This window comes from Phocaeicola sp. GP0067 (genome assembly GCF_031119655.1).
GTDB lineage: Bacteria > Bacteroidota > Bacteroidia > Bacteroidales > Bacteroidaceae > Phocaeicola > Phocaeicola vulgatus.
The window spans coordinates 58,326-79,394 of the sequence record NZ_JAVHZY010000001.1 but is presented as its reverse complement, the minus strand read 5'-3'; the positions used below and the strand labels follow the sequence as shown (position 1 = coordinate 79,394).

Here is a 21,069-nt window from a genome sequence, read left to right as displayed (position 1 = left end):
TTCCTGTTATTTCTTGTCCGGAGCAGGAGGGGTGTCGGTCGGGCGTTTCTTTCCGTCCTTGTCTACCGGTTCAAAATCCTCTTTCTCCGGTTTATTCTGTGCATTTCCTTTCGAGGAAGGATTGACAATGTTCTGATAGGTATCATGAATGGGAAGCTTGTCTAGAATACCCAGTGCGGGAGCCACTTTGCTGACCACATTCTGCAAGAAATTGGACGTTGTGCCGTTGCCACCGTCAAATACAGTAACATTTCCCAGTTGGATATGTTCAAATGCCTTAACCTGTTCCGAAGCGATTTCCTTCCATTGGTCAACCATCTTGTATTGGATGGCGATTTCGGGATTGCGCTCGGCAGCCTTCACCATGGCCTCGAAACCTTCCGCTTCGGCCAGCAAGGACTTCTTCTTGCCTTCCGCTTCTGCTTCCAGTTTCATCTGGATGGCCTTGGCTTCCGCCTGTGCTTTGGCCAGGATAGCTTCCGCTTCTGCATTTGCCTTACGTTTTATTTGCTCGGCCAATGCGTCCGCATCCAAGATGGCCTGCTGTTTGGCTATTTCGGCAGGAACAATCTTATCCGCTTTCAAGGCCTGTTCCACTTTGCGGGCTTTCGCTTCTTCTATTTCACGCTGTGCGTTTTCCTGTGCGGTGAGGACGGCAGCTTGTGTCCGGGCTTGTGCTTCACCGGCCTTTCTAGAGGCTTCCGCCTTGGTAACTTCCAGTTCCGCATTACTTTCGGCAACCTCTTTGGCAGCGTTATTTTGCCCGATGGCCGATTTCTTTTGTGCTTCCGCCTGCTTTATTTCCATATCGGATTGGAGCTCTGCCGTACGGCTTTCCTGTTCGGTACGCGCCTGTTCCTTGTTCACCTCCATAGAGGCACTGGCTTTGGCGATACGTGATTCTTTTTCGGCATTTTCTTCTGCTACTTTCGATTCACGTTCCTTGTCGGCTATGGCTACTTTAATTTCCTCGTCACGTTGCGTATCGGCCAGTTGAGTGTTCTTGTCGCGGTTGGTTTCCGCTACTTTGGTGGCACGTTCTTTTTGTTGTTCCGCAATCTTGATGGCACCCAGTTTCTGTTGTTCTTCAATGTTAGCCAAGGCTTCGTTCTTGGCTTTCGCTTCGGCTTCTTTTCCCAGATTGACGATATAATCGGCTTCATCGCGGATATCGCTGATGTTGATGTTCATCAGGTAAAGACCGAATTTCTTCAATTCGGAGTCGATGTTCTTGCGGCAGTTCTCAAGGAATGTATCACGATCACTGTTCAGTTGTTCGATGGTCATGTCGGCAATGACCAGACGCATTTGTCCGTAAACAACGTCTTTAATCAGTTCCTGTTGTGCTTCGATATTCAGTCCCAGTAAGCGTTCGGCTGCATTCTGCATAACTTCGGGCTCTGTGCTTACGGCCACAGTGATGGTAGTGGGCACATCTACGCGGATGTTTTGTTTGGAAATGGCACCAGTCAGTTTGCAGTCAATCTGCATGGGTTTCATGTTCAGGAAAGAGTATCCCTGGATAATGGGCCATACAAAAGCGGCTCCTCCGTGATACAGTTTAGCCGATTTCTTGTCGCCGGTCTTACCATATACTACCAATACCTCGTCGCTCTTGCACTTGCGGTAACGACTTAAAATCCCGACGATGGTCAGGACGATGACAGCTACCAGAATAGCTGCATAAATGAGAATCTGCTCATCCATAAATGATTGCGTTTTTAGGGTTTATTTAATCAATATAATAGATTCCTTCCTTGTAATCCTTCAGTGTGAGGATATCGCCTTCCCGGTAGCTTTTACCCTGTATGCTCCGCACGGTAAGTTCTCTTTGTGCGCCATTGATGGCGATATAGACCACATAGTCTGTTCCTGCCTGTTCTTGTTCTTGGCAGCGGGTATATATTTCGCATTTCCTGCCTATTAATTCTTCTCCCTGTTCGGGCTTGTTTTCTTGTTTCAGCTTATAGCAGAGTTTATAAATCCAAGCCAGGACGAAGACAAAAAAGCTGCCGCTTATCACGGCGCCCAGGTAATGTAGGACAATGTAGGGAGGCTGGCATAAATACATGAACCAACCGAAACCCATGCAGAAATGAATCAGTCCTTTGAAGGAGAGTACGCTGCTCATGTCTATATCGGCGTTGCCATCGGCATTAACGTCTATGTCGGTGTCCATACTGCCGAAAAAGATGGATAAGATGAATTGCAGAAGAAAGATTCCCGTACTTACTAATGCAGCGAAAAAATATACGTTAGCTTCCATATATTTTGTGTTTATCTGTTTTTCAATTCACAAAATAAAGCAATTAATCCGAAAAAGCAAGAAGATAAGGGAAGAAATGTAGCTGTGCATGTACAGCTTTCGATGTTTTTTATCCGTTCGGTGGAAAGTTTTCCTAATTATGGGCATGTCTTTAAAAGGTTACGGGCAATCATTCTTGCGAACTATGCCCGTAGCTTTTATAGGTTGTTCTGCCTTGTATGTCCTGTTATAGGGAAATCAATGCCAGCGCTTTGTTTTCGGCGGCTTCCATAATCTCCCGTTCACCGGGGCCTTTGTCGTTGATGCCGCACAAGTGCAGGATACCATGAATAATCACCCGGTGAAGCTCGCGGTCGTAGGGTTGCTCAAATTGTTCTGCATTGCTGCGGACAGTATCCAAGCTGATGAATAAGTCGCCGGAAATACGGTCGCCTTCACAATAGTCGAAAGTGATGATATCCGTGTAATAATCATGTTGCAGATACTGTCGGTTCACTTCCAGAATTTTATCGTCCGAACAGAAGATGTAAGCGATTTCTCCCACTCTTTTTCCATAGCAGGCGGCTACTTCTTTAATCCATCCGGTGGTTTCTTTCTTTTTGATATCGGGCATTTTTACCCCTTCGGTTTGATAACTTATCATAGGCTGATTATTTTTTTATAATGTACAAAGATAAGGAAAGTATTTCAGCCGAAGAAAAGATAACAGATAAGAATAGCTGCAATGACCCCTGCCGCATCGGCTAGCAGTCCGCAAGGAACGGCGTGGCGTGTCCTCACTATTCCTACGCTGCCGAAATATACCGCCAGAATATAAAAGGTGGTGTCTGTGGAGCCTTGGAAGATACAGGACAGTCTGCCTACAAAGGAATCGGGACCGTATGTGGTCATGGCATCTACCATCAACCCTCGTGCCCCGCTTCCGCTCAAAGGTTTCATCAGCGCCGTAGGGAGCGCTCCTACGAAATCACTGTCGATACCGCATAGCTTTACGGCGTTGCCGATACCGTCAATCAAATAGTCCATCGCACCCGATGCACGGAAGACTCCGATACCTACCAGTATGGCTACCAGATAAGGAATGATGCGCACGGCGGTGCTGAATCCTTCTTTGGCCCCTTCGACAAAGGAGTCGTAGACATTGATTCTTTTTCTGAACCCTGCCACAATAAAGCCGATGATGATAAGAAATAGAAAGACATTGGCAAAGGTAGTGGAGTAAATATCTATCTGATCTCGTGACAAGGTATTGAAGAAATAAATAATTCCTGCTACCAGCAAACTCATTCCTCCTAAAAAGAGGAGGATAGTGCGGTTAAACAGATTGATTTTCTGATAAATACTTACTGCTACAATGCCTGCCAAAGTGGAGAAGAAGGTTGCCAGCAGGATGGGTACAAATATATCTGTAGGTTGGGTTGCTCCCAGCTGTGCACGATATACCATGATGCTGATAGGAATCAGTGTAAGCCCTGATGTATTCAGTACCAGAAACATGATCATGGGATTGCTGGCAGTATCTTTCTTGGGGTTCAATTCTTGCAGGCCCTCCATTGCTTTCAGTCCTAAGGGAGTGGCGGCATTATCCAGCCCCAGCATATTGGCCGCCAGGTTCATAAAGATACTGCCTGTTACTGGATGTCCTTTGGGAATATCGGGAAAAAGTTTGCTGAACAGAGGTCCCAGCAATCGGGAAAACAGAGTGATGACTCCGCCCTGTTCACCTATTCTCATGATACCCAGCCAAAGAGAAAGGACACCGGTCAGTCCCAATGAAATCTCAAAAGCGGTTTTGGAGGAATTGAAAGTAGAGTTGATAATTTCGGGAAACACTTGTGTGTCGCCAAGGAAAACGAGTCGCATCAACGCTACTACGAAGGCTATCAGAAAAAAGGCTATCCAAATGTAGTTCAGAACCATATCGCTAGTTTTATTAGTAATAACTCGGACAAAAGTAGTCAATTTATTCGTTTTTGAATTAGAAAAGATTCAATTCTCTTATTTTTATTTCCAATCTTTGTTTGAACACGATAGCAAAATAGTATGAAATGATTTTAAGGGCAAACTACTCTCTCATTTGATTATTTCGATGAACGGGACGAGAAGGAAGCGTTTAAGCGATTCTCGTGAGTTTAAAGAATATCAAAAAGAGTGAAAAAGACGTTTGGTAGTTTGCTATTTGTCGGGTATATAAAGAAAAATGTTTTTTATGGATTTAAATATGCTTTGAAATGGATACTAATGAAATGTAAAATAACTCTTGGAATAAGTCTGTTCTAGAAGAAACGGATAATATAAGAATCGAAATAGTTAGGAAAAAGAGTTTTGTTGGTCGGATCTGATAATAAAAGGTTATATTTGTGCAAATATGCAGTGTGAATTCTGTAGTAGAAGGAAGGCATTGACGTAATAACAAGTAATAAGAGGGGGGAATATGTGGCCTACCATTTTGCTGATGTCAGCAAAATGGTTTCTGTGGGGTCTGGTGCAGAAAGAGAGATAGATGATATCTATTTTACCCGTTATGCCTGTTATTTGACTGCTCAAAACGGTGATGCGCGTAAACCGGCTATAGCTTTTGCTCAAAACTACTATGATGGTAAGCCGAGGAATCTATCCGGAACAATTGCCTGCAGGCGAAGATTTAAAGAAAGTGGAACGCCGTTTGAAATCAGAAGAAAAGAAAATAACTAAGAAATAATGAAGGAACCGCTTGAGGAGAAACTATAAATGAGCTGAAACGGTTTGCTCACTTTCACATGCTTCAGTAAATAATTCTTGTGATGTCTGGTTAGGCAAAATAGAGCTTTTAGCCATATACTCTTTATTATTGGCATAGATAAAGAGTACGCTTCCCCCTTTTATCGTATTGATAATAGGTTTGGTCAGTGCCTGTGGCAAAGCCGGACAACCGAAGCTTCGTCCCAGTCTGCCTGATTTGCAGACGGAAGGGTTGGCGTATGCGGCGCCATGAACTACGATGGCACGTTCACGGGCCCGGTCATTGATTCCTTTTTCCAGCCCGTCCAATAAAAGGGAGTATCCGTTTCTGCCTTGATAAGTGTTTCCGGTAAGATAGAAGCCGAGGGAACTTTTATAAGAGCCGACTTCGTTGGAGAAAGAGGTAGCATAGTTCTCGCCGCTGTTTTTCCCATGAGAGACCACTGATGAGTATAGCATCTTTTTCTGTTCCATGTCAAAGACAAACAAACGTTTTTCGGTAGAGGATTTGGTGAAATCAATCAATGTCAGTATGGATTTGCTTTTTTGTTTAATCAAGTTGTATCCTGCCACAGCCTGTCGGAATGCCAGGAAATTGACCACCCCTCCCAATTGCATATCTTCGAATAATTGTTCGCCGTCCATTTTTTGAGGTGCAGGGACAGATGTAGCAACTTTCTTTTCGGGTGTAGCCGTCCGGGTCGATACATTGCTCGACGGAAAGAGGAATAGGAACAGGAGTAAAAAAGCTTTCTGCATACGTATGGAAAAACTGGATAACGGGTGCAAAGTTACGCACATTTCTATTCCAAAACAAATATAATCGTCTCATTAACAGGTGCCCATTCGAAAATAAACTTGGCATGAGAGGTGGCATTTCTTACACACATATGTGAGCGGGGGATGGTACCCAACGTATAACTGTATTCTATGATCCCTGTTGCCGGTGCATTGGTGGGTACTCCGTGAATATAACCACCATTATTGAAACGGCTGGCGTAAGGTGCAAAACCACCGGTGGCGGCAGAACCGTCTTTTAGAAAAATCATCTTGGTCTTTTTCTCTTGCAGAACGAACATACCCAATGGAGTTTCTTGGGCGTATGGAGGACGATGTTGTCCTGTTGTAGCAGGATTCATGCTACGTATCAGCCAGTAGCCCCTTTCTTTCCGTTCCAAAGTAGTTATATTCTGATTATGGCGGTCTATAAAAATAGCTTTGTTGAACACTACGCTGTCGGGAATCAGTTTTATATATTTTGTCGGAGCATACCATTCGCCACCTATAAAGACAGGTTCTACTTTGGTGAACTTTCCTTCCTCACCTAGGTGACGGGTAAGAAGTCCATCCAGTCCGTAGCGTTCGGCAGTAAGGGTGTCATCTGTTAGGAAAAGAGGAATTCCCTGATAGCGTTCCACTCCCAATGTGTCGGCTATCCGTTTGTATGCATCCCTTTTAAAACTTTTCACTAAAGGCGCTTCTCCGTTCCGGTTTTTATAATTCTGTAAGATGCACCATTGTGCTGGCTTTTTTCGAATATTCTCCAACAATGCTAGCCGCTCCTTTATTTTCTCCCATTGGAAATGGCGGGTGGTGTCTTTATAAGGATAGGTATCCTTCAAAGTATGTTTATCATACAGCAGTTCCTTGTCAAGCCTGATGTCTTCGGGTTTGATATCTTTTTCTACAATCTCGGTGATGGCTTCTGTCACAGTATTGTGTACCTCTGTTATCACTTCCTTAATTTCGCTATTTGCTTTCGAGGTACACGAGCAGATTGTACAGAAACCGGTCAATAAATATATGAATTCTATTCTTTTCATCATAGACACAGGTTTGTGGCTTTCTTCTACAAATATAATTCTTTAAAAGGAATAAACATGCGTTTTTGTTTTTAAATGCAGTGAAAAATTCCTGTTTCTTTGAACAATCTCCCCTATTGCATACCTTATAAAGGACCGCTGGGAATAATCGTTTATCTTGGCTTGAGGTTTTTACAGAAAAAAAGAATCAACTTAAAAACAAGTATTATGGTGGAATCAACTAGAGTAAGAAGTAAAAGATTATCCTTTTCAGGTAAGAAGACACTGTCTTCCTTTATGCAAGTGAATATTGCCAGTCTGAGACAATCGGGAAAATTGCGTACCAGTGAGACGTATAGAGCTACACTGAACAGTTTTATGAAATTTATGGATGGCAAGGATGTTCTGTTGAGCAATATGGATGCCGAGTTGATGATGGGGTATGAAACTTATTTAAAGGCGCAGGGAGCAAGTATGAACACCGTTTCTTTTTATATGCGTATTTTGCGTGCAACGTATAATCGTGCAGTAGATAAAGGGGTGATCAGACAGCGTTTTCCTTTTAAGCACGTCTATACGGGAGTGGAAAAAACGGTGAAGCGGGCCATTTCTTTTAAAGTAATCAGACAACTGAAGGAGATGGATTTAAGTCACTCTCAGTCAATGGAGTTTGCGCGTGATATGTTTATGTTCAGCTTTTATACCCGGGGAATGTCATTTGTGGACATGGCTTTTCTTAAAAAAACAGATTTAAATAATGGTATGCTGACTTATAGAAGAAAGAAAACCGGTCAGTTGCTTTCCATCAGATGGGAGAAATGCATGCAGGATATAGTGGATAAATATCCCGGAAACTATTCGACTTATCTTCTTCCTATTATAATTCATATCAGGAAAGATGAAAGATTGCAATATAAAAATTCAATTTGCTTGGTGAACAGAAGGCTAAAAGAAATAGGGAAAAAGTTGGGGCTTGTTCATCCTTTGACTATGTATGTGGCGCGCCATTCATGGGCCAGTGTTGCCAGAGGCAAACATATTCCTCTTTCTGTGATAAGTGAAGGGATGGGACATGATTCGGAAAAAACGACTTTGATTTATCTGGCAGCATTGGATACCACCGTGATAGACAAAGCGAATATGGTGGTGCTGAGGGAATTCTTGTGATAATAGGGTAAAGATATTGTTTCTTGTCAAAAAGAGGATATCATATCACAAGGTATCCTCCATTTGATGGGATCAGTGTGTCTAGTATTTTTTTATAAATGTGTGTTTGTTCTCTCTAAAGATGATAGCACTTTCTGATGTGGCTGAGTTGAATATGTTTGTTGCAAGGTCTGCACAGCCTATGATCTCTTTATTGTTATCTTTTGTCAGAAGATACCTTATAGTGAAGGAGAATCGGATTACAGATAGATTCTGAAACAATTGCCATAAACCATTATGCTGTTTTTGTCCACCTATTTGTTATGAAAAAATATCAGCTTCCAAATATTCAATATTTTTCCGTAATATGACAATTGTCATAGGTTTGTTTTTTATGTGAATTATAGCTGATACAACTATTTTTTAGTAGACAAACTTGAATAAAAGAAAAGGCAAAGTTTACTTGGATTTTATTCTTTGATTTTGGAGATAATCCTCTTATTACAAGAACTTTATAGAAAAAATGCTAAGTTGGAATATTATATATCTCTTATTAAGAGATATATATTTTGTCGCAAATTTAAGCAAAGTTTTGAGAATTAGAACAATTTAGCAAGGAAATTTAATAATTGATTCAAAAAAAACGTTTTCTGAATACATGATTTAGTCTTTCAAAGTATTCTTGTATGAATGTATTTTGTTGATTTATAATGTGTTATAGGTCTATTGTATATCTCTTAATAAGAGATCTATCGTATAACTGATGACACGCCATATAATAATGTATGGTTGTGAAGATGTTAAAGCGAAGATTAAAAGTAAATAAAAATATGGACTATCTATTCTTGAGACGACACAGACGGACTGCTACTTCGAATAGGCAGAAAAGCCTGCTTCTTAAGGCTGCTGAACGCCAGTGGGAACTACAGTTCGCCAATAAGGGAACTGAAGGGAGAAAGGTGGATTGTGCCCTATATAAATGTATATTGTATAACCTTGAAATAAAGCAAGTTTTTTTGGATTCGGAGCTTTCTTTGAAAAAGTTTAGCGTTATGATAGACACCAACCAAACTTACCTGTCGAATGTGGTAAACAAGTATTTCAACTGCAATTTGAAGGAGTTGCTGAATACTTACCGTGTGGAATATGCCAAAGAGTTACTCCATGCTGGGAAATGTTCATTAGAAGAACTCCCACAACGATGTGGCTTTGCCTCTAGAAGTGCTTTTTATGCCTCTTTTAGTAAAATAGTCGGAATGTCTCCTTTGCGCTTTCTAGCTCGAGAACAGAATAATTCGCTCTTAGAATCAATGATTTATGTATAATCAATTTTAGTTTTTTAAATTTATAAATTTAAAGTTTTTCTATTATGAACAAAAAGTTTTTAAGTGCAATCCTGTTTGGTGCCTTGATGGTTACCTCGACAGGAACATTTGTATCTTGTAAGGACTATGATGATGACATCGACAGCTTGAACGAGAAAGTGGACAAGCTGACTAAAGATTTGTCTGAATTACAGGCCGCAGCTGGAAAATATGTCACAGCTGTCAAGTATGATGCGGCAACAGGTAAGTTGACTGTTACCGGCGGTAACGGTGAAACTTTCCAACTTCCGATGCCTGCTGAACTTCCCACTTACTCTTTGAAAGTTGTAGATGGTAAGATACAGTTGTTAGATGGTGACAAGGTCGTTTCTGAAGCACCCCTGCCTACAACTGATGCTCCTGCGGCATTTGATCCTACTTTGTTGAAGTGGAACAATGGCTATCTGTATTATGGAGATGTAAAAATCTCAGGTGTAGAGAAACCTCAAAGCGTTGGTTCTATTACAGAAGTGAAAGATGAAGAAACTGGTGAGGTGATTGGCTATGTCATTGAACTAGATGGAAAATCTGCTACATTCTCTGTCGTAACTGATTTGAAAGCTTTGGTATTTGAACCGGAACTGTACTATCAAGGTATTGAAGCAATTGCTGTAAAATCATTTGTTTACAAGGCTTTGACAGCTAAAGATGTAAATGCAGATGCTGATAATAAGGATGATGCTCCTGTACAAGAAACTGCAACAACTGAGGTCACTCCTGAATTATCTGCTACATATCACATGAACCCATCTACAGCTGATGTTCGTAATTTGGTTAAAGAAGATTTGAAATTCTTGGCTTACGATAAAGAATATGCTCGTGCAGCCGATGGAGTGGTAGTTCCTGAGATTTCTAAGGTTGAACCTAAAAATGGCGAGTTGACCGTTTGGGCTAAGTTGACTGAAGGAACTATTAAAGATATTGAAAATGACGACAAAGTAACTGTTTTGGCTTTACAGGCCAATTATTTGAATGGTGATAACAAACGCTCGGTTATTACTTCTGATTACGCTGCAGTTAAGGCTGTTAAGATTACAGATTTAGTTTTGAATAATGCAAAAGTTGCCGGTGAAAGTCATTTAGCAGTTAAAGCTGCCGATGCTATCCAAAATGCTCCTGAAGTAAAAGTCGCTTGGAATGAAACAGTTGATTTGGCAGAATATGTTCAGACTCATTATGGTGCAGGTGATGCTCATACTAAATGGGATGAAAATGCAGCATCTGGTACAGTAGAAAAAGCCGGATTCAGCTATTCTTATGAATTGGTAGGTTATATTGATGGTAGTAACAAAACTTCTCAAAGTGCACATGCCGCATTGAAAGGCTCTGTTTTGAGACCTCAATTACCGAAAGATGGTAAAGCTGCTGAATGGGGAGCTACAGAACAAAATCAAGCTACTGTAGGGCGTATGCCGTTGGTTCGTGTATTCTTGAATGATAATAATTCTAAGAAGAAAGTAGCTGTAGGTTACTTGAAGGTAGAAATTACAGGTGCTCCTGCTGAAGACCGTATTACTGCGACAACAGAATATACATTCAATGAAGGATTTACATTGAGCTGTAGAACAGAGGATTGGGTTCAGGAGGTAACTTGGTTCCAGATTGAAGAACAAATTTTGGCTCAGTTGAATATCTCTAAGGAAGATTTCGAAAGAAGTTATATCTATGACGGACCGATGATTCAATATAGTGAAGCAACTTTGGATGCTATGCCTCTGACTAAACTGTCTACTAAGGTTGAACAAACTAAAGTTGATGTTGAAGGTACAATGACTGAAGTTTTGCAATGGACTATTCCTGCAAACTATGCTTATGAATATTTCAGCGCAAATGCTTCCATGAAGGCTGTCGTTCGTTACACTAAACAAAATAAGGATATTCAAGGTGTTGTCATTTCTAATGATTATGTATATGTAACATTGACTTGGGCCCCTAATCCTCGTAATGTAAACCCGACTGGTACACTTGCCGATGCTGATAAGACTAAGCAATACTGGTTTGCTGGTAACTCTAACGAAGGAGGTTCTGGATATAATGAAATCCATGTAAATACTGAGGTTCCTGCTGCAACAGGTCATAATATCATGAACTTTAACAAATTTATCTTGGAAACCTTCAATGGTCACGATGTTACAATTTCTGAAATTCCGGCTGTATATACAGACTTTGCAGATACTAAACTGACTAAGACTTTCAGGTTTGTTGATCCGAAGGGAGCAAAACTGACCGGTGTATCCAAAACTGTTTATACAATGAGTGTAAATGCAGATCGTACCCAACTGCTGGCTAGTAGTGAGGCTGTCGCAAATACAGTAGTTGCTACTATTAAAGATGCAGCAAATAATGATGGAGAAGATCTAATCCAATTGGAAGATAATTCTGTCGCTAAAGATTTGCTGAATGTAGCAGGTCGTGATGATTTAGCTAATAACTTGACTGCTAGACTGTCTGTAGAAACATTGAATGGATGTGGTAAGTCATTGAATGAAGTGACAAACAATGAATTCGATGTGAAGTTCTTGCGTCCTATCACTGTAAAAGCCGATAAGATGGATAACTTTAAGGATGGTGTAGATGTTGGTGCTGAAGGCTCTGTTATTGATGTTAAATTAGCATTCACTGATTGGAGAAACTATGCATTTGTTACTACTCCTATCAACTACTATACATATTATGGTGTGAAGTCAATCACCATTGACACAGATAAAGCTCAGACAACTGTTAATGGTAAATACGAGCCTATACCAGCAGGTATGAAAGTTGAATATAGCGGTGTTGAAGATATCTCAGCAGGTAAATTCGGTAAGCTGACTTACATCAATAACAAGGCAGAAGTCGGTGAATTTGACATTAAACTTCCTGTAGCAGTAAAATACGCATGGGGTACAGTAGAATTTGACATTGTATGCCACGTAGCAAAGACCGTAAAATAAACTGAGTGAGTAACTCTATTTATAATAAACTTGAAGAAAAAGAGTGCTTTCGGGCACTCTTTTTTCTATTTATAATATTGAGAACGTATGAGAAAAATTAATTTGTTGATAGTAGGTCTAATTGCAGCATTCATTGTTTTGTGCAATCAATCTGGTAAAAAAACAGAAACGGATTCCCGGGCAACCGTAAAACATCTTATGGTTTTGAGTCAGAAAGATACGATACAGGTGTTAGATCTCACTAACTAGTTTATGACTGCCGTAAAGGAGCAACGATATGCTGATGCAGCCATGATGTTACACGAAATGAAAGCGGATGATCCTTTTGCTCAGCCGGAGTTGTTGGATAACGAACAATTAAAAAGTGTATTACAAAGGCTGAAAGCCTTTCCGATATATGATTATACTATAAGCGATTGTATCTTTAAGGAGGCGTTTGATAATGAAGTGCGTTGTAAGGTTGTCTTATTCCCTAAAACAGATAAAGAGGATATGCGGCCCAATGCTACAACTTGGTATTTTAAACCTGTTCGCTATTTGGGAGAATGGAAACTTTGTTTCCGGAGTAGTGCACAGGGGGACCGTACATTTCACTCTTCTGCACAATAATATTGAAGAGTTTCCAGCTGAAACGGCCTATACATATCATTGATGGCAGAATAGCTCGTCACCTTTGTCGCTAAAGGAATTCTTACAGTTACTTAATTCTTTTATTACTACGTTCTGCTGTAGCGGAACGTAGTAGCAGAACGCAAGAAAAATCTTACTCTGCTGTTTTGTAAGCCTTGTCCATACTTTGTATCCGTCGTCTTGCACCGAATATCTTGTAACAGGAATGAAACTCCTTTGTCACGAAACCTTTAATAGAGTGTAACTCTCAAGAAACCTGACCCATCTACTTTTGCGGCAGATTTATAACGCATAAAAAAGTATATGAAAAAGGTTGTTAGAGCTGTGTCTCTTATGCTGCTGATGGCAGGTGTTTGTGGAAATGCATTTGCCGAGGAAAATGAAAACATTGTCCGGCAAGGCGCTATCCGCGGACGTGTGATAGACAATGGAAAACAAATTCTGCCGGGTGCTTCCATCTTTGTTGAAAATCTGAAAACCGGAGTAATCAGTGATGTGAACGGTTTTTATACGCTACCCAATCTGAAACCCGGAACTTACACAGTTAAAGTAACCTACGTAGGTTATAGCCCCATTGAAATGAAAGTTACCGTCCCCGAAGGCAAGACTTTAGAAAAAGATATAGTGATGAATGAAGGGGTGGAACTGCAGGAAGTGCAGGTAAAGGGAGCTTTTCAAGGACAGAAGAAAGCAATCAATACACAAAAGAATAATCTGGGTATCACTAATGTTGTATCTGCCGACCAGGTAGGGAAATTTCCCGACTCAAACATAGGTGATGCATTGAAACGTATCAGTGGCATCAATGTGCAATACGATCAAGGCGAGGCCCGTTTCGGACAGGTCCGCGGCACTAGTGCCGATTTAAGCTCCGTCACCATTAACGGCAACCGTGTCCCGTCTGCTGAAGGGGATACCCGTAACGTGCAGTTGGACTTGATTCCTGCCGATATGATTCAGACCATCGAAGTAAGCAAAGTCGTTACACCCGATATGGACGGCGATGCTATCGGTGGTTCCATCAATCTGGTAACCAAAAATTCTCCTTATAAACGCACTATCAATGCTACAGCGGGAAGTGGTTACAACTGGATTAGCGAGAAAGCCCAGTTGAACTTAGGTTTCACTTACGGCGATCGTTTCTTCAATGACAGACTGGGCATGCTGCTCTCCGCTTCTTATCAGAATGCTCCTTCCGGTTCTTATGATACTGAATTCATGTGGGAACAAAATGAAGATGGCAAAGTATATGTCAGCGATTATCAGATGCGCCAGTACTTTGTCACCCGTGAACGTCAAAGTTATTCGGCGGCTTTTGATTTTGATATCAATGAAAACCATAAATTGACTTTCAAAGGGATCTTCAACAACCGTAACGATTGGGAAAACCGTTACCGTACCAATATCAAGGATTTGGATGAGAACGGAAAAGGCACAGTCCGCATCCAGACCAAAGCAGGTACTCCCGATAATCGCAATGCCCGTCTGGAGCGTCAGCGTACCATGGATTTCGCTTTGGGCGGAGAACACTTATGGGGGGCAATCGGTATGGATTGGAATGCCAGTTATGCAAAAGCTACGGAAGAACGCCCTAATGAACGTTATCTTGACTTCCAACTGAAAAAGCAGGAATTTGATATGGACTTGAGTGATGAACGCCAGCCGTTGGCAACACCTGGAACAGGTTCTACTTTGACACTGAGTGATAAGTTCAGCTTGAAGGAACTGACGGAACAACAGGAGGACATCAAAGAAGAAGATATGAAATTCTCGGCCAATTTCAAGGCCAGTTTAAATAATGGAGCTAAACTGAAGTTCGGTGCGAAGGTAGTACGTAAAACAAAAGAGAAAGAAATAGACTTCTACGAATATACTCCGAAAGACGAGGATGCCTTCATGACCAACAGCCTGAAAAATACGGTAGACCAGAGTACGGATAAGTTTATGCCGAGCGACAAATATCAGGTAGGAACATTTGCCAGTAAAGAATATGTGGGTGGATTGAATTTAAATGATGCTTCCCAGTTCGATAAAGAACAGGTACAAGCCGAATTGGCTGAGAACTTTGAGGCTCGTGAAACTGTAAGTTCCGGGTATGTGCGGTTTGATCATAAATTCGCTTCCGATATAAACCTGATGGCGGGACTCCGTATGGAACATACTTCCCTTCGTTATACCGGCCGTAACTATGATGATGAGACAGATAAGACCACCAAGACCGGCCGCATGACCAACAGTTATGTGAATTTCCTTCCTTCTATTTTGGTGAAATGGGATGTAAATGATGATTTCAAGATACGCGGTTCTTATACGCAGACCTTGAGCCGGCCCAAATATTCAGCTTTGGTTCCCAGTGTGAATATCAACCGTGGTGATAATGAAATAAAGATTGGTAATTCTGACTTGAAACCGACTATTTCTTATAACTTTGATTTGAGTGCCGATTATTATTTCAAGAGTGTAGGTTTAGTGAGCGCAGGTTTCTTCTATAAGAAAATAGACGATTTCATCGTAGATCAGGTACTGACCAACTATGAATACCAAGGAACAGAATATACCCGTTTCACTCAGCCCAAGAATGCAGGAAATGCTAATCTGTGGGGATTGGAATTTTCTTATCAGCGTGATTTCGGCTTCATTGCTCCAGCCTTGAAGTATGTGGGTTTCTATGGAACCTATACTTATACGCACTCACGCGTGGAGGACTTTAACTTCGAAGGACGTGAGAACGAGAGCGGGTTGAGTTTGCCGGGGTCTCCCGAGCATACGGCGAATGCCTCTCTTTACTTTGAAAAAGGAGGCTTGAATGTGCGCCTGAGCTATAACTTTGCATCTGATTTTATCGATGAAATGGGCCCAAGTACATTTTATGACAGATATTATGATGCTGTGAACTATATGGATGTGAACGCCAGTTATACCTTTGGCAAGAAGGTGAAAATGACCTTTTATGCTGAGGCGAACAATCTGCTGAACCAGCCGCTCCGTTATTACCAAGGGACGAAGGATCGTACTATGCAGGCAGAATATTATGGCGTGAGAATGAATGCAGGTTTAAAAATAAGTTTCTAAAAATAAGTATATGAAAACGTTGATGATGATTAGAAGAATGAAAGAAGTATTGACATGGGTATGGATTGCCGTCATTGGTACGGCTATCTGCCTGAATGTGTGTGCCCAGACTCCGCAAGATTGGAAAGGACTGGAGAAACAACTGAATTTTTATATGGCCAACGATTTGGGACGTAACGGTTATTATGACCAGAAGCCCATAGCCGAGCTGATGGGAGAAATGGCGGATGTTATTGGTCCCGAGTGTGTATTTGCAGCCGGAGACGTGCACCATTTTGAAGGTGTGCGCAGCGTTAACGATCCGCTCTGGATGACCAACTACGAGTTGATTTACAGTCATCCCGAGTTGATGATAGACTGGTTTCCGATCTTGGGAAATCATGAATACCGGGGTAATACGCAGGCTGTGTTGGATTATACCAATGTGAGTCGTCGCTGGTCGATGCCTGGTCGTTATTATACCAAAGTCTTCGAGAAGAAAGGAACTGCCATCCGTTTTGTGATGATAGATACCGCTCCTCTGATTGACAAATACCGTAACGAGAGCGAAACTTATCCGGATGCCTGTAAACAAGATATGGATCAGCAATTGGCATGGATAGATTCTGTACTGACTGTTGCCAAAGAAGATTGGGTAGTCGTAATCGGACATCATCCCATTTATGCTGAAACGTCGAAAGACGACAGTGAACGCAGCGATATGCAGAAGCGTCTGGATCCTATCCTCCGTAAACATAAGGTGGATATCTATGCATGCGGACACATTCATAACTTCCAGCACCTTCGTGTGCCGGGCAGTGATATCGACTATGTGGTAAATTCGGCTGGTTCGTTGAGCCGTAAGGTAAAACCAGTGGAAGGCACTCTGTTCTGTAGTCCCGAACCGGGCTTTTCTATCTTTACGGCAGACAAGAAAGAACTGGATATGCACATGATTGATAAGAAAGGAAAAGTAATCTATACTGTAAAACGCACCAAATAGGGATAGTTATTTTAGGGAAAAAGAGTACATTTGCGGTATAAAACTGTAAATGTACTTTTTGTTATGTTGAATACACTCCTTTTGATTGGTGGTCTGGCTCTCATTTTAGCTGGCGCGAATGGCTTGACGGATGGTTCTGCAGCGGTTGCCAAACGTTTCCGTATTTCTGATTTGGTAATAGGGCTTACCATTGTAGCTTTCGGCACTTCGGCTCCCGAATTGGTTATCAGTGTGCTTTCTGCATTGAATGGCAGTGCTGAAATGGCTATTGGTAATGTGGTGGGTAGTAATATATTCAATGCTTTGATGATTATAGGTTGTACTGCCTTGGTACTCCCCATAAAAGTAGGTGAGGGGACGATGAGTAAAGAGATTCCGTTAGTCATTCTTTCTTCGTTGGTACTTTTTGTCTGTGCCAATGACATGATGCTGGACAGGGAAGCGGTCAATGTTATCAGCCGTTCCGATGGGTTTGTTCTGCTGGCTTTCTTCCTTATATTTATGCGTTATACATTTGCCATCGCCCGTAATGGGGCAGATGAGGCAGGAGAGGAGCAGAAGATAAAGGAAATGCCTGTATGGAAATCGGTGTTGTATATTGCAGGAGGGCTGGCCGGACTCATATTCGGCGGACAGCTTTTTGTTGACGGGGCAAGCGGGCTTGCCCGTTCATGGGGTGTCAGTGAATCGGTAATCGGACTGACATTGGTAGCCGGAGGTACTTCCTTGCCGGAGCTTGCCACATCTGTTACGGCGGCTTTAAAGAAGAATCCGGGAATTGCTATCGGCAATGTCATCGGTAGTAATCTGTTCAATATATTCTTTGTTCTGGGGTGCAGCGCTACGGTGTCACCGCTTCCGATGGGGAATATAAATAACCTCGATTTAAGTGTACTGATTGCTTCCTCCCTGTTGTTGTGGCTGGTAGGCTGGTTTTTCCGCAAACGTACCATAACCCGGCTTGAAGGCGCATTGATGGTTGGCTGTTATGTCGTTTATACCGCCTATCTTATTGCCCAACAGTGAAAAAGCCATAAAAAGAATAAGTTTTCTGCAAAAAAACTTCTATCTTTACACCCCGAATTTTATAAAAATACAGCATGGCTATTACCATTAAAAAAGTCAGTTCAAAGAAAGAACTAAAGACGTTTATACGGTTCAACTACGAGTTATACAAAGAGAATCCCTATTCCGTACCCGATTTGTACGATGATATGCTGAATACGTTCAGCCCGAAGAAGAATGCCGCTTTCGAGTTTTGTGAGGCGGAGTATTTTCTGGCATATAAGGATAACAAGGTGGTAGGACGTATTGCAGGGATTATAAATAAACGCGCAAACGAGACTTGGAATAAAAAAGAAGTCCGTTTCGGATGGATCGATTTTCTGGATGATATCGAAATATCACGTGCCTTGTTGGATGCAGTAGCCCAATGGGGTAAATCAAAAGGTATGGATACCATTCAGGGGCCTTTAGGCTTTACCGACTTTGATGCGGAGGGTATGCTGGTAGAAGGATTCGACCAATTGAGCACCATGGCGACTATCTATAATTATCCTTATTACCCACAGCATATGGAGAAGTTGGGATTCGAGAAGGATGCCGATTGGGTGGAATATAAAATTTATATTCCGGATGCAATTCCTGATAAGCATAAGCGTATCAGTGACTTGATTCAACGTAAGTTTAACCTGAAGGTGAAGAAATATACATCGGGTAAGAAAATTGCGGCCGAATATGGACAGGCTATATTCGAGTTGATGAATGAGGCTTATGCTCCGCTTTATGGTTTCTCGGCTTTGTCGCAAGGACAGATCAACCAGTATATAAAGATGTATTTGCCTATTGTAGATTTGCGTATGGTAACCTTGGTGACCGATGCCGAAGATAAACTGGTGGCAGTGGGGATTTCAATGCCTTCTCTGTCCGAAGCGTTACAAAAAGCGAAGGGACGTTTGCTGCCTATGGGATGGTATCACCTGTTGAAAGTGTTGTTCCTGCATAAGTATCCTCCTATGTTGGATTTGTTGCTGGTTGCTGTAAAACCTGAGTATCAGAACAAAGGTGTCAATGCTTTGTTATTCTCGGACTTGATCCCCGTATATCAGCAGCTGGGATTCGAGTATGCCGAAAGTAATCCGGAACTGGAACTGAACGGAAAGGTGCAGGCCCAGTGGGAATATTTCAAGACCGAGCAGCATAAACGCCGTCGTGCTTATAAAAAGAGTATTCTGTAACAACGATATATAAAAATGTGATAAGTCAATATGGAAGAAAACAACGAACTGATAAACAATCCCGCCGTAGAATATACCGACGATAATATCCGCCACCTCAGTGACATGGAGCATGTGCGTACCCGTCCCGGTATGTATATTGGAAAGTTGGGTGACGGATCACATGCCGAGGACGGTATCTACGTTCTTTTGAAAGAAATTATCGATAACAGTATCGATGAATTTAAAATGCAGGCGGGTAAAAAGATTGAGATTATTATTGAAGAAAATCTCCGTGTCAGCGTGCGTGATTATGGCCGGGGTATTCCGCAGGGAAAACTCATTGAAGCTGTTAGTGTGTTGAATACGGGAGGTAAATATGACAGCAAGGCGTTCAAGAAGAGCGTCGGACTGAATGGGGTCGGTGTGAAAGCCGTCAACGCATTGAGTTCACGTTTCGAGGTGCGCAGCTATCGTGATGGAAAGGTGCGTATCGCTACCTTTGCCAAGGGAGACTTGTTGACGGATACCACACAAGATACAACAGAGGAGAACGGTACCTATATTTTCTTTGAACCGGATAACCTGTTGTTTGAGAACTACAGTTTCCGTCCGGAGTTCGTGGAAACCATGCTCCGCAACTATACCTATCTGAATACAGGACTGGCCATTATCTATAACGGTCAGCGTATCCTGTCCCGTAACGGGTTGGTGGACTTGCTTAACGACAACATGACGGCTGTGGGATTATATCCCATCATCCACTTGAAAGGAGAAGATATCGAGATCGCTTTTACGCATACCGGTCAGTATGGTGAGGAATATTACTCTTTTGTCAACGGACAGCACACCACACAGGGAGGTACGCACCAAAGTGCTTTCAAAGAGCATATAGCCCGTACCATCAAGGAATATTTCAACAAGAATATGGACTATGCCGATATCCGTAACGGATTGGTAGCTGCCATTGCCGTTAATGTGGAGGAACCGTTGTTCGAAAGTCAGACTAAAATCAAGCTGGGCTCTACCAATATGGCTCCCGGTGGTCCTACCGTTAATAAGTTTGTAGGTGATTTTGTAAAGACTGAGGTCGATAACTATCTGCACAAACATACGGATGTGGCCGATGTGATGTTGCAGAAGATTCAAGAATCGGAGAAAGAGCGTAAGGCTATAGCCGGAGTGACCAAACTGGCACGTGAACGTGCCAAAAAGGCAAATCTTCATAACCGTAAGTTGCGTGACTGCCGTTTTCACCTGAATGATGCCAAAGGAGACAAGAAGGAGGAAAGCTGCATTTTCATTACCGAGGGTGACTCGGCGAGCGGTTCTATCACCAAGAGCCGTGATGTAAATACTCAGGCAGTATTCAGTTTGCGTGGTAAGCCGTTGAATTCTTACGGGCTGACCAAGAAGATTGTATATGAGAATGAAGAGTTTAACTTGCTTCAGGCTGCTCTGAACATAGAGGACGGTATGGAAGGATTACGATATAACAAAGTGATTGTGGCAACAGATGCCGATGTGGACGGTATGCACATCCGTTTGTTGCTGATTACCTTCTTCCTGCAATTCTTCCCCGATTTGATAAAGAAAGGTCATGTATATATCCTTCAGACTCCTTTGTTCCGTGTCCGTAACCGCAAGAAAGGAGTTTATGAAACGGTATATTGTTATTCGGAAGAAGAACGGGTTGCCGCAATCGAACGGTTAAGCCCCAATCCCGAAATCACACGGTTCAAAGGTTTGGGAGAGATTTCACCCGATGAATTCAAGCACTTTATCGGCAAAGATATGCGTTTGGAGCAAGTTTCCCTCCGCAAGACTGATCTGGTAAAGGAATTACTGGAGTTCTACATGGGTAAGAACACGATGGAACGTCAGAATTTTATTATAGATAACCTTGTTGTAGAAGAAGATATTGCGTGAGTGAATCA

The 21,069-nt window shown here is 42.0% G+C and carries 15 protein-coding genes and 1 pseudogene; 10 read left to right on the top strand and 6 right to left on the bottom strand.

The window, feature by feature from the left end; all coding sequences use genetic code 11:
• Positions 1-6: 6 nt before the first annotated feature.
• The 4 genes from RE317_RS00290 to RE317_RS00275 all read right to left on the bottom strand — a co-directional run bounded on the left by RE317_RS00290 (position 7) and on the right by RE317_RS00275 (position 4,186).
• Positions 7-1,707, bottom strand: coding sequence for a flotillin family protein (locus RE317_RS00290; RefSeq protein WP_005843912.1), 1,701 nt, complete (start codon positions 1,705-1,707; stop codon positions 7-9).
• Positions 1,708-1,732: 25 nt separating this feature from the next.
• Positions 1,733-2,266: a hypothetical protein gene (locus RE317_RS00285; RefSeq protein ID WP_005849873.1), complete on the bottom strand. Its 534-nt coding sequence runs from the start codon at positions 2,264-2,266 to the stop codon at positions 1,733-1,735.
• A gap of 226 nt (positions 2,267-2,492) precedes the next feature.
• Positions 2,493-2,909, bottom strand: coding sequence for an rRNA maturation RNase YbeY (ybeY, locus tag RE317_RS00280; RefSeq protein WP_005843908.1), 417 nt, complete (start codon positions 2,907-2,909; stop codon positions 2,493-2,495).
• A 44-nt stretch (positions 2,910-2,953) separates the two neighbouring features.
• Positions 2,954-4,186, bottom strand: a complete 1,233-nt coding sequence (locus tag RE317_RS00275; RefSeq protein ID WP_120002692.1) for a nucleoside recognition domain-containing protein — start codon at positions 4,184-4,186, stop codon at positions 2,954-2,956.
• Between the two features lie 507 nt (positions 4,187-4,693).
• Here RE317_RS00275 and RE317_RS20960 point away from each other — a divergent pair.
• A pseudogene (locus RE317_RS20960) lies at positions 4,694-4,861 on the top strand (damage-inducible protein D); the annotation flags it as partial.
• A gap of 129 nt (positions 4,862-4,990) precedes the next feature.
• Here RE317_RS20960 and RE317_RS00265 read toward each other — a convergent pair.
• Positions 4,991-5,788 (bottom strand): murein L,D-transpeptidase catalytic domain family protein, encoded by a 798-nt coding sequence (locus RE317_RS00265; RefSeq protein WP_008666421.1) that lies wholly within the window; start codon positions 5,786-5,788, stop codon positions 4,991-4,993.
• 2 nt (positions 5,789-5,790) lie between these two features.
• Complete coding sequence (locus tag RE317_RS00260) at positions 5,791-6,810, bottom strand: L,D-transpeptidase (protein WP_008666420.1); 1,020 nt, start codon at positions 6,808-6,810, stop codon at positions 5,791-5,793.
• Positions 6,811-7,017: 207 nt separating this feature from the next.
• On the opposite strand from RE317_RS00260, the gene RE317_RS00255 reads away from it, so the two are divergent.
• The 9 genes from RE317_RS00255 (at position 7,018) to RE317_RS00215 (ending at position 21,061) form a co-directional block, all read left to right on the top strand.
• The gene (locus tag RE317_RS00255) at positions 7,018-7,956 is read left to right on the top strand and encodes a site-specific integrase (RefSeq protein WP_005843898.1); all 939 of its coding nucleotides are present in this window, start codon (positions 7,018-7,020) and stop codon (positions 7,954-7,956) included.
• Positions 7,957-8,765: 809 nt separating this feature from the next.
• Complete coding sequence (locus RE317_RS00250; protein ID WP_005849860.1) at positions 8,766-9,260, top strand: AraC family transcriptional regulator; 495 nt, start codon at positions 8,766-8,768, stop codon at positions 9,258-9,260.
• A 44-nt stretch (positions 9,261-9,304) separates the two neighbouring features.
• On the top strand, positions 9,305-12,232 hold the full coding sequence (locus RE317_RS00245) for a hypothetical protein (protein ID WP_117709788.1): 2,928 nt from the start codon (positions 9,305-9,307) through the stop codon (positions 12,230-12,232).
• Between the two features lie 252 nt (positions 12,233-12,484).
• The gene (locus RE317_RS00240) at positions 12,485-12,841 is read left to right on the top strand and encodes a hypothetical protein (protein WP_234440062.1); all 357 of its coding nucleotides are present in this window, start codon (positions 12,485-12,487) and stop codon (positions 12,839-12,841) included.
• A gap of 324 nt (positions 12,842-13,165) precedes the next feature.
• Entirely contained in the window at positions 13,166-15,934 is a 2,769-nt protein-coding gene (locus tag RE317_RS00235; RefSeq protein ID WP_005843890.1) for a TonB-dependent receptor, read from the top strand.
• Positions 15,935-15,944: 10 nt separating this feature from the next.
• Positions 15,945-16,916: a metallophosphoesterase gene (locus RE317_RS00230; protein ID WP_005843888.1), complete on the top strand. Its 972-nt coding sequence runs from the start codon at positions 15,945-15,947 to the stop codon at positions 16,914-16,916.
• 63 nt (positions 16,917-16,979) lie between these two features.
• Positions 16,980-17,942 carry a calcium/sodium antiporter gene (locus tag RE317_RS00225; protein ID WP_005849851.1) on the top strand — a complete coding sequence of 321 codons (963 nt, stop codon included), beginning with the start codon at positions 16,980-16,982 and terminating at the stop codon, positions 17,940-17,942.
• A gap of 74 nt (positions 17,943-18,016) precedes the next feature.
• Entirely contained in the window at positions 18,017-19,153 is a 1,137-nt protein-coding gene (locus RE317_RS00220) for a hypothetical protein (protein ID WP_005843884.1), read from the top strand.
• Positions 19,154-19,183: 30 nt separating this feature from the next.
• Complete coding sequence (locus RE317_RS00215) at positions 19,184-21,061, top strand: DNA topoisomerase IV subunit B (RefSeq protein WP_005843882.1); 1,878 nt, start codon at positions 19,184-19,186, stop codon at positions 21,059-21,061.
• The last annotated feature ends 8 nt before the right edge of the window (positions 21,062-21,069 follow it).

What these genes read in the sequence shown, in the direction of transcription:
- RE317_RS00290 (WP_005843912.1), bottom strand. Translation starts at nt 1,707, where the DNA reads ATGGATGAGCAGATTCTCATTTATGCAGCTATTCTGGTAGCTGTCATC.
- RE317_RS00285 (WP_005849873.1), bottom strand. Translation starts at nt 2,266, where the DNA reads ATGGAAGCTAACGTATATTTTTTCGCTGCATTAGTAAGTACGGGAATC.
- ybeY (WP_005843908.1), bottom strand. Translation starts at nt 2,909, where the DNA reads ATGATAAGTTATCAAACCGAAGGGGTAAAAATGCCCGATATCAAAAAG.
- RE317_RS00275 (WP_120002692.1), bottom strand. Translation starts at nt 4,186, where the DNA reads ATGGTTCTGAACTACATTTGGATAGCCTTTTTTCTGATAGCCTTCGTA.
- RE317_RS00265 (WP_008666421.1), bottom strand. Translation starts at nt 5,788, where the DNA reads ATGTGCGTAACTTTGCACCCGTTATCCAGTTTTTCCATACGTATGCAG.
- RE317_RS00260 (WP_008666420.1), bottom strand. Translation starts at nt 6,810, where the DNA reads ATGAAAAGAATAGAATTCATATATTTATTGACCGGTTTCTGTACAATC.
- RE317_RS00255 (WP_005843898.1), top strand. Translation starts at nt 7,018, where the DNA reads ATGGTGGAATCAACTAGAGTAAGAAGTAAAAGATTATCCTTTTCAGGT.
- RE317_RS00250 (WP_005849860.1), top strand. Translation starts at nt 8,766, where the DNA reads ATGGACTATCTATTCTTGAGACGACACAGACGGACTGCTACTTCGAAT.
- RE317_RS00245 (WP_117709788.1), top strand. Translation starts at nt 9,305, where the DNA reads ATGAACAAAAAGTTTTTAAGTGCAATCCTGTTTGGTGCCTTGATGGTT.
- RE317_RS00240 (WP_234440062.1), top strand. Translation starts at nt 12,485, where the DNA reads ATGACTGCCGTAAAGGAGCAACGATATGCTGATGCAGCCATGATGTTA.
- RE317_RS00235 (WP_005843890.1), top strand. Translation starts at nt 13,166, where the DNA reads ATGAAAAAGGTTGTTAGAGCTGTGTCTCTTATGCTGCTGATGGCAGGT.
- RE317_RS00230 (WP_005843888.1), top strand. Translation starts at nt 15,945, where the DNA reads ATGAAAACGTTGATGATGATTAGAAGAATGAAAGAAGTATTGACATGG.
- RE317_RS00225 (WP_005849851.1), top strand. Translation starts at nt 16,980, where the DNA reads ATGTTGAATACACTCCTTTTGATTGGTGGTCTGGCTCTCATTTTAGCT.
- RE317_RS00220 (WP_005843884.1), top strand. Translation starts at nt 18,017, where the DNA reads ATGGCTATTACCATTAAAAAAGTCAGTTCAAAGAAAGAACTAAAGACG.
- RE317_RS00215 (WP_005843882.1), top strand. Translation starts at nt 19,184, where the DNA reads ATGGAAGAAAACAACGAACTGATAAACAATCCCGCCGTAGAATATACC.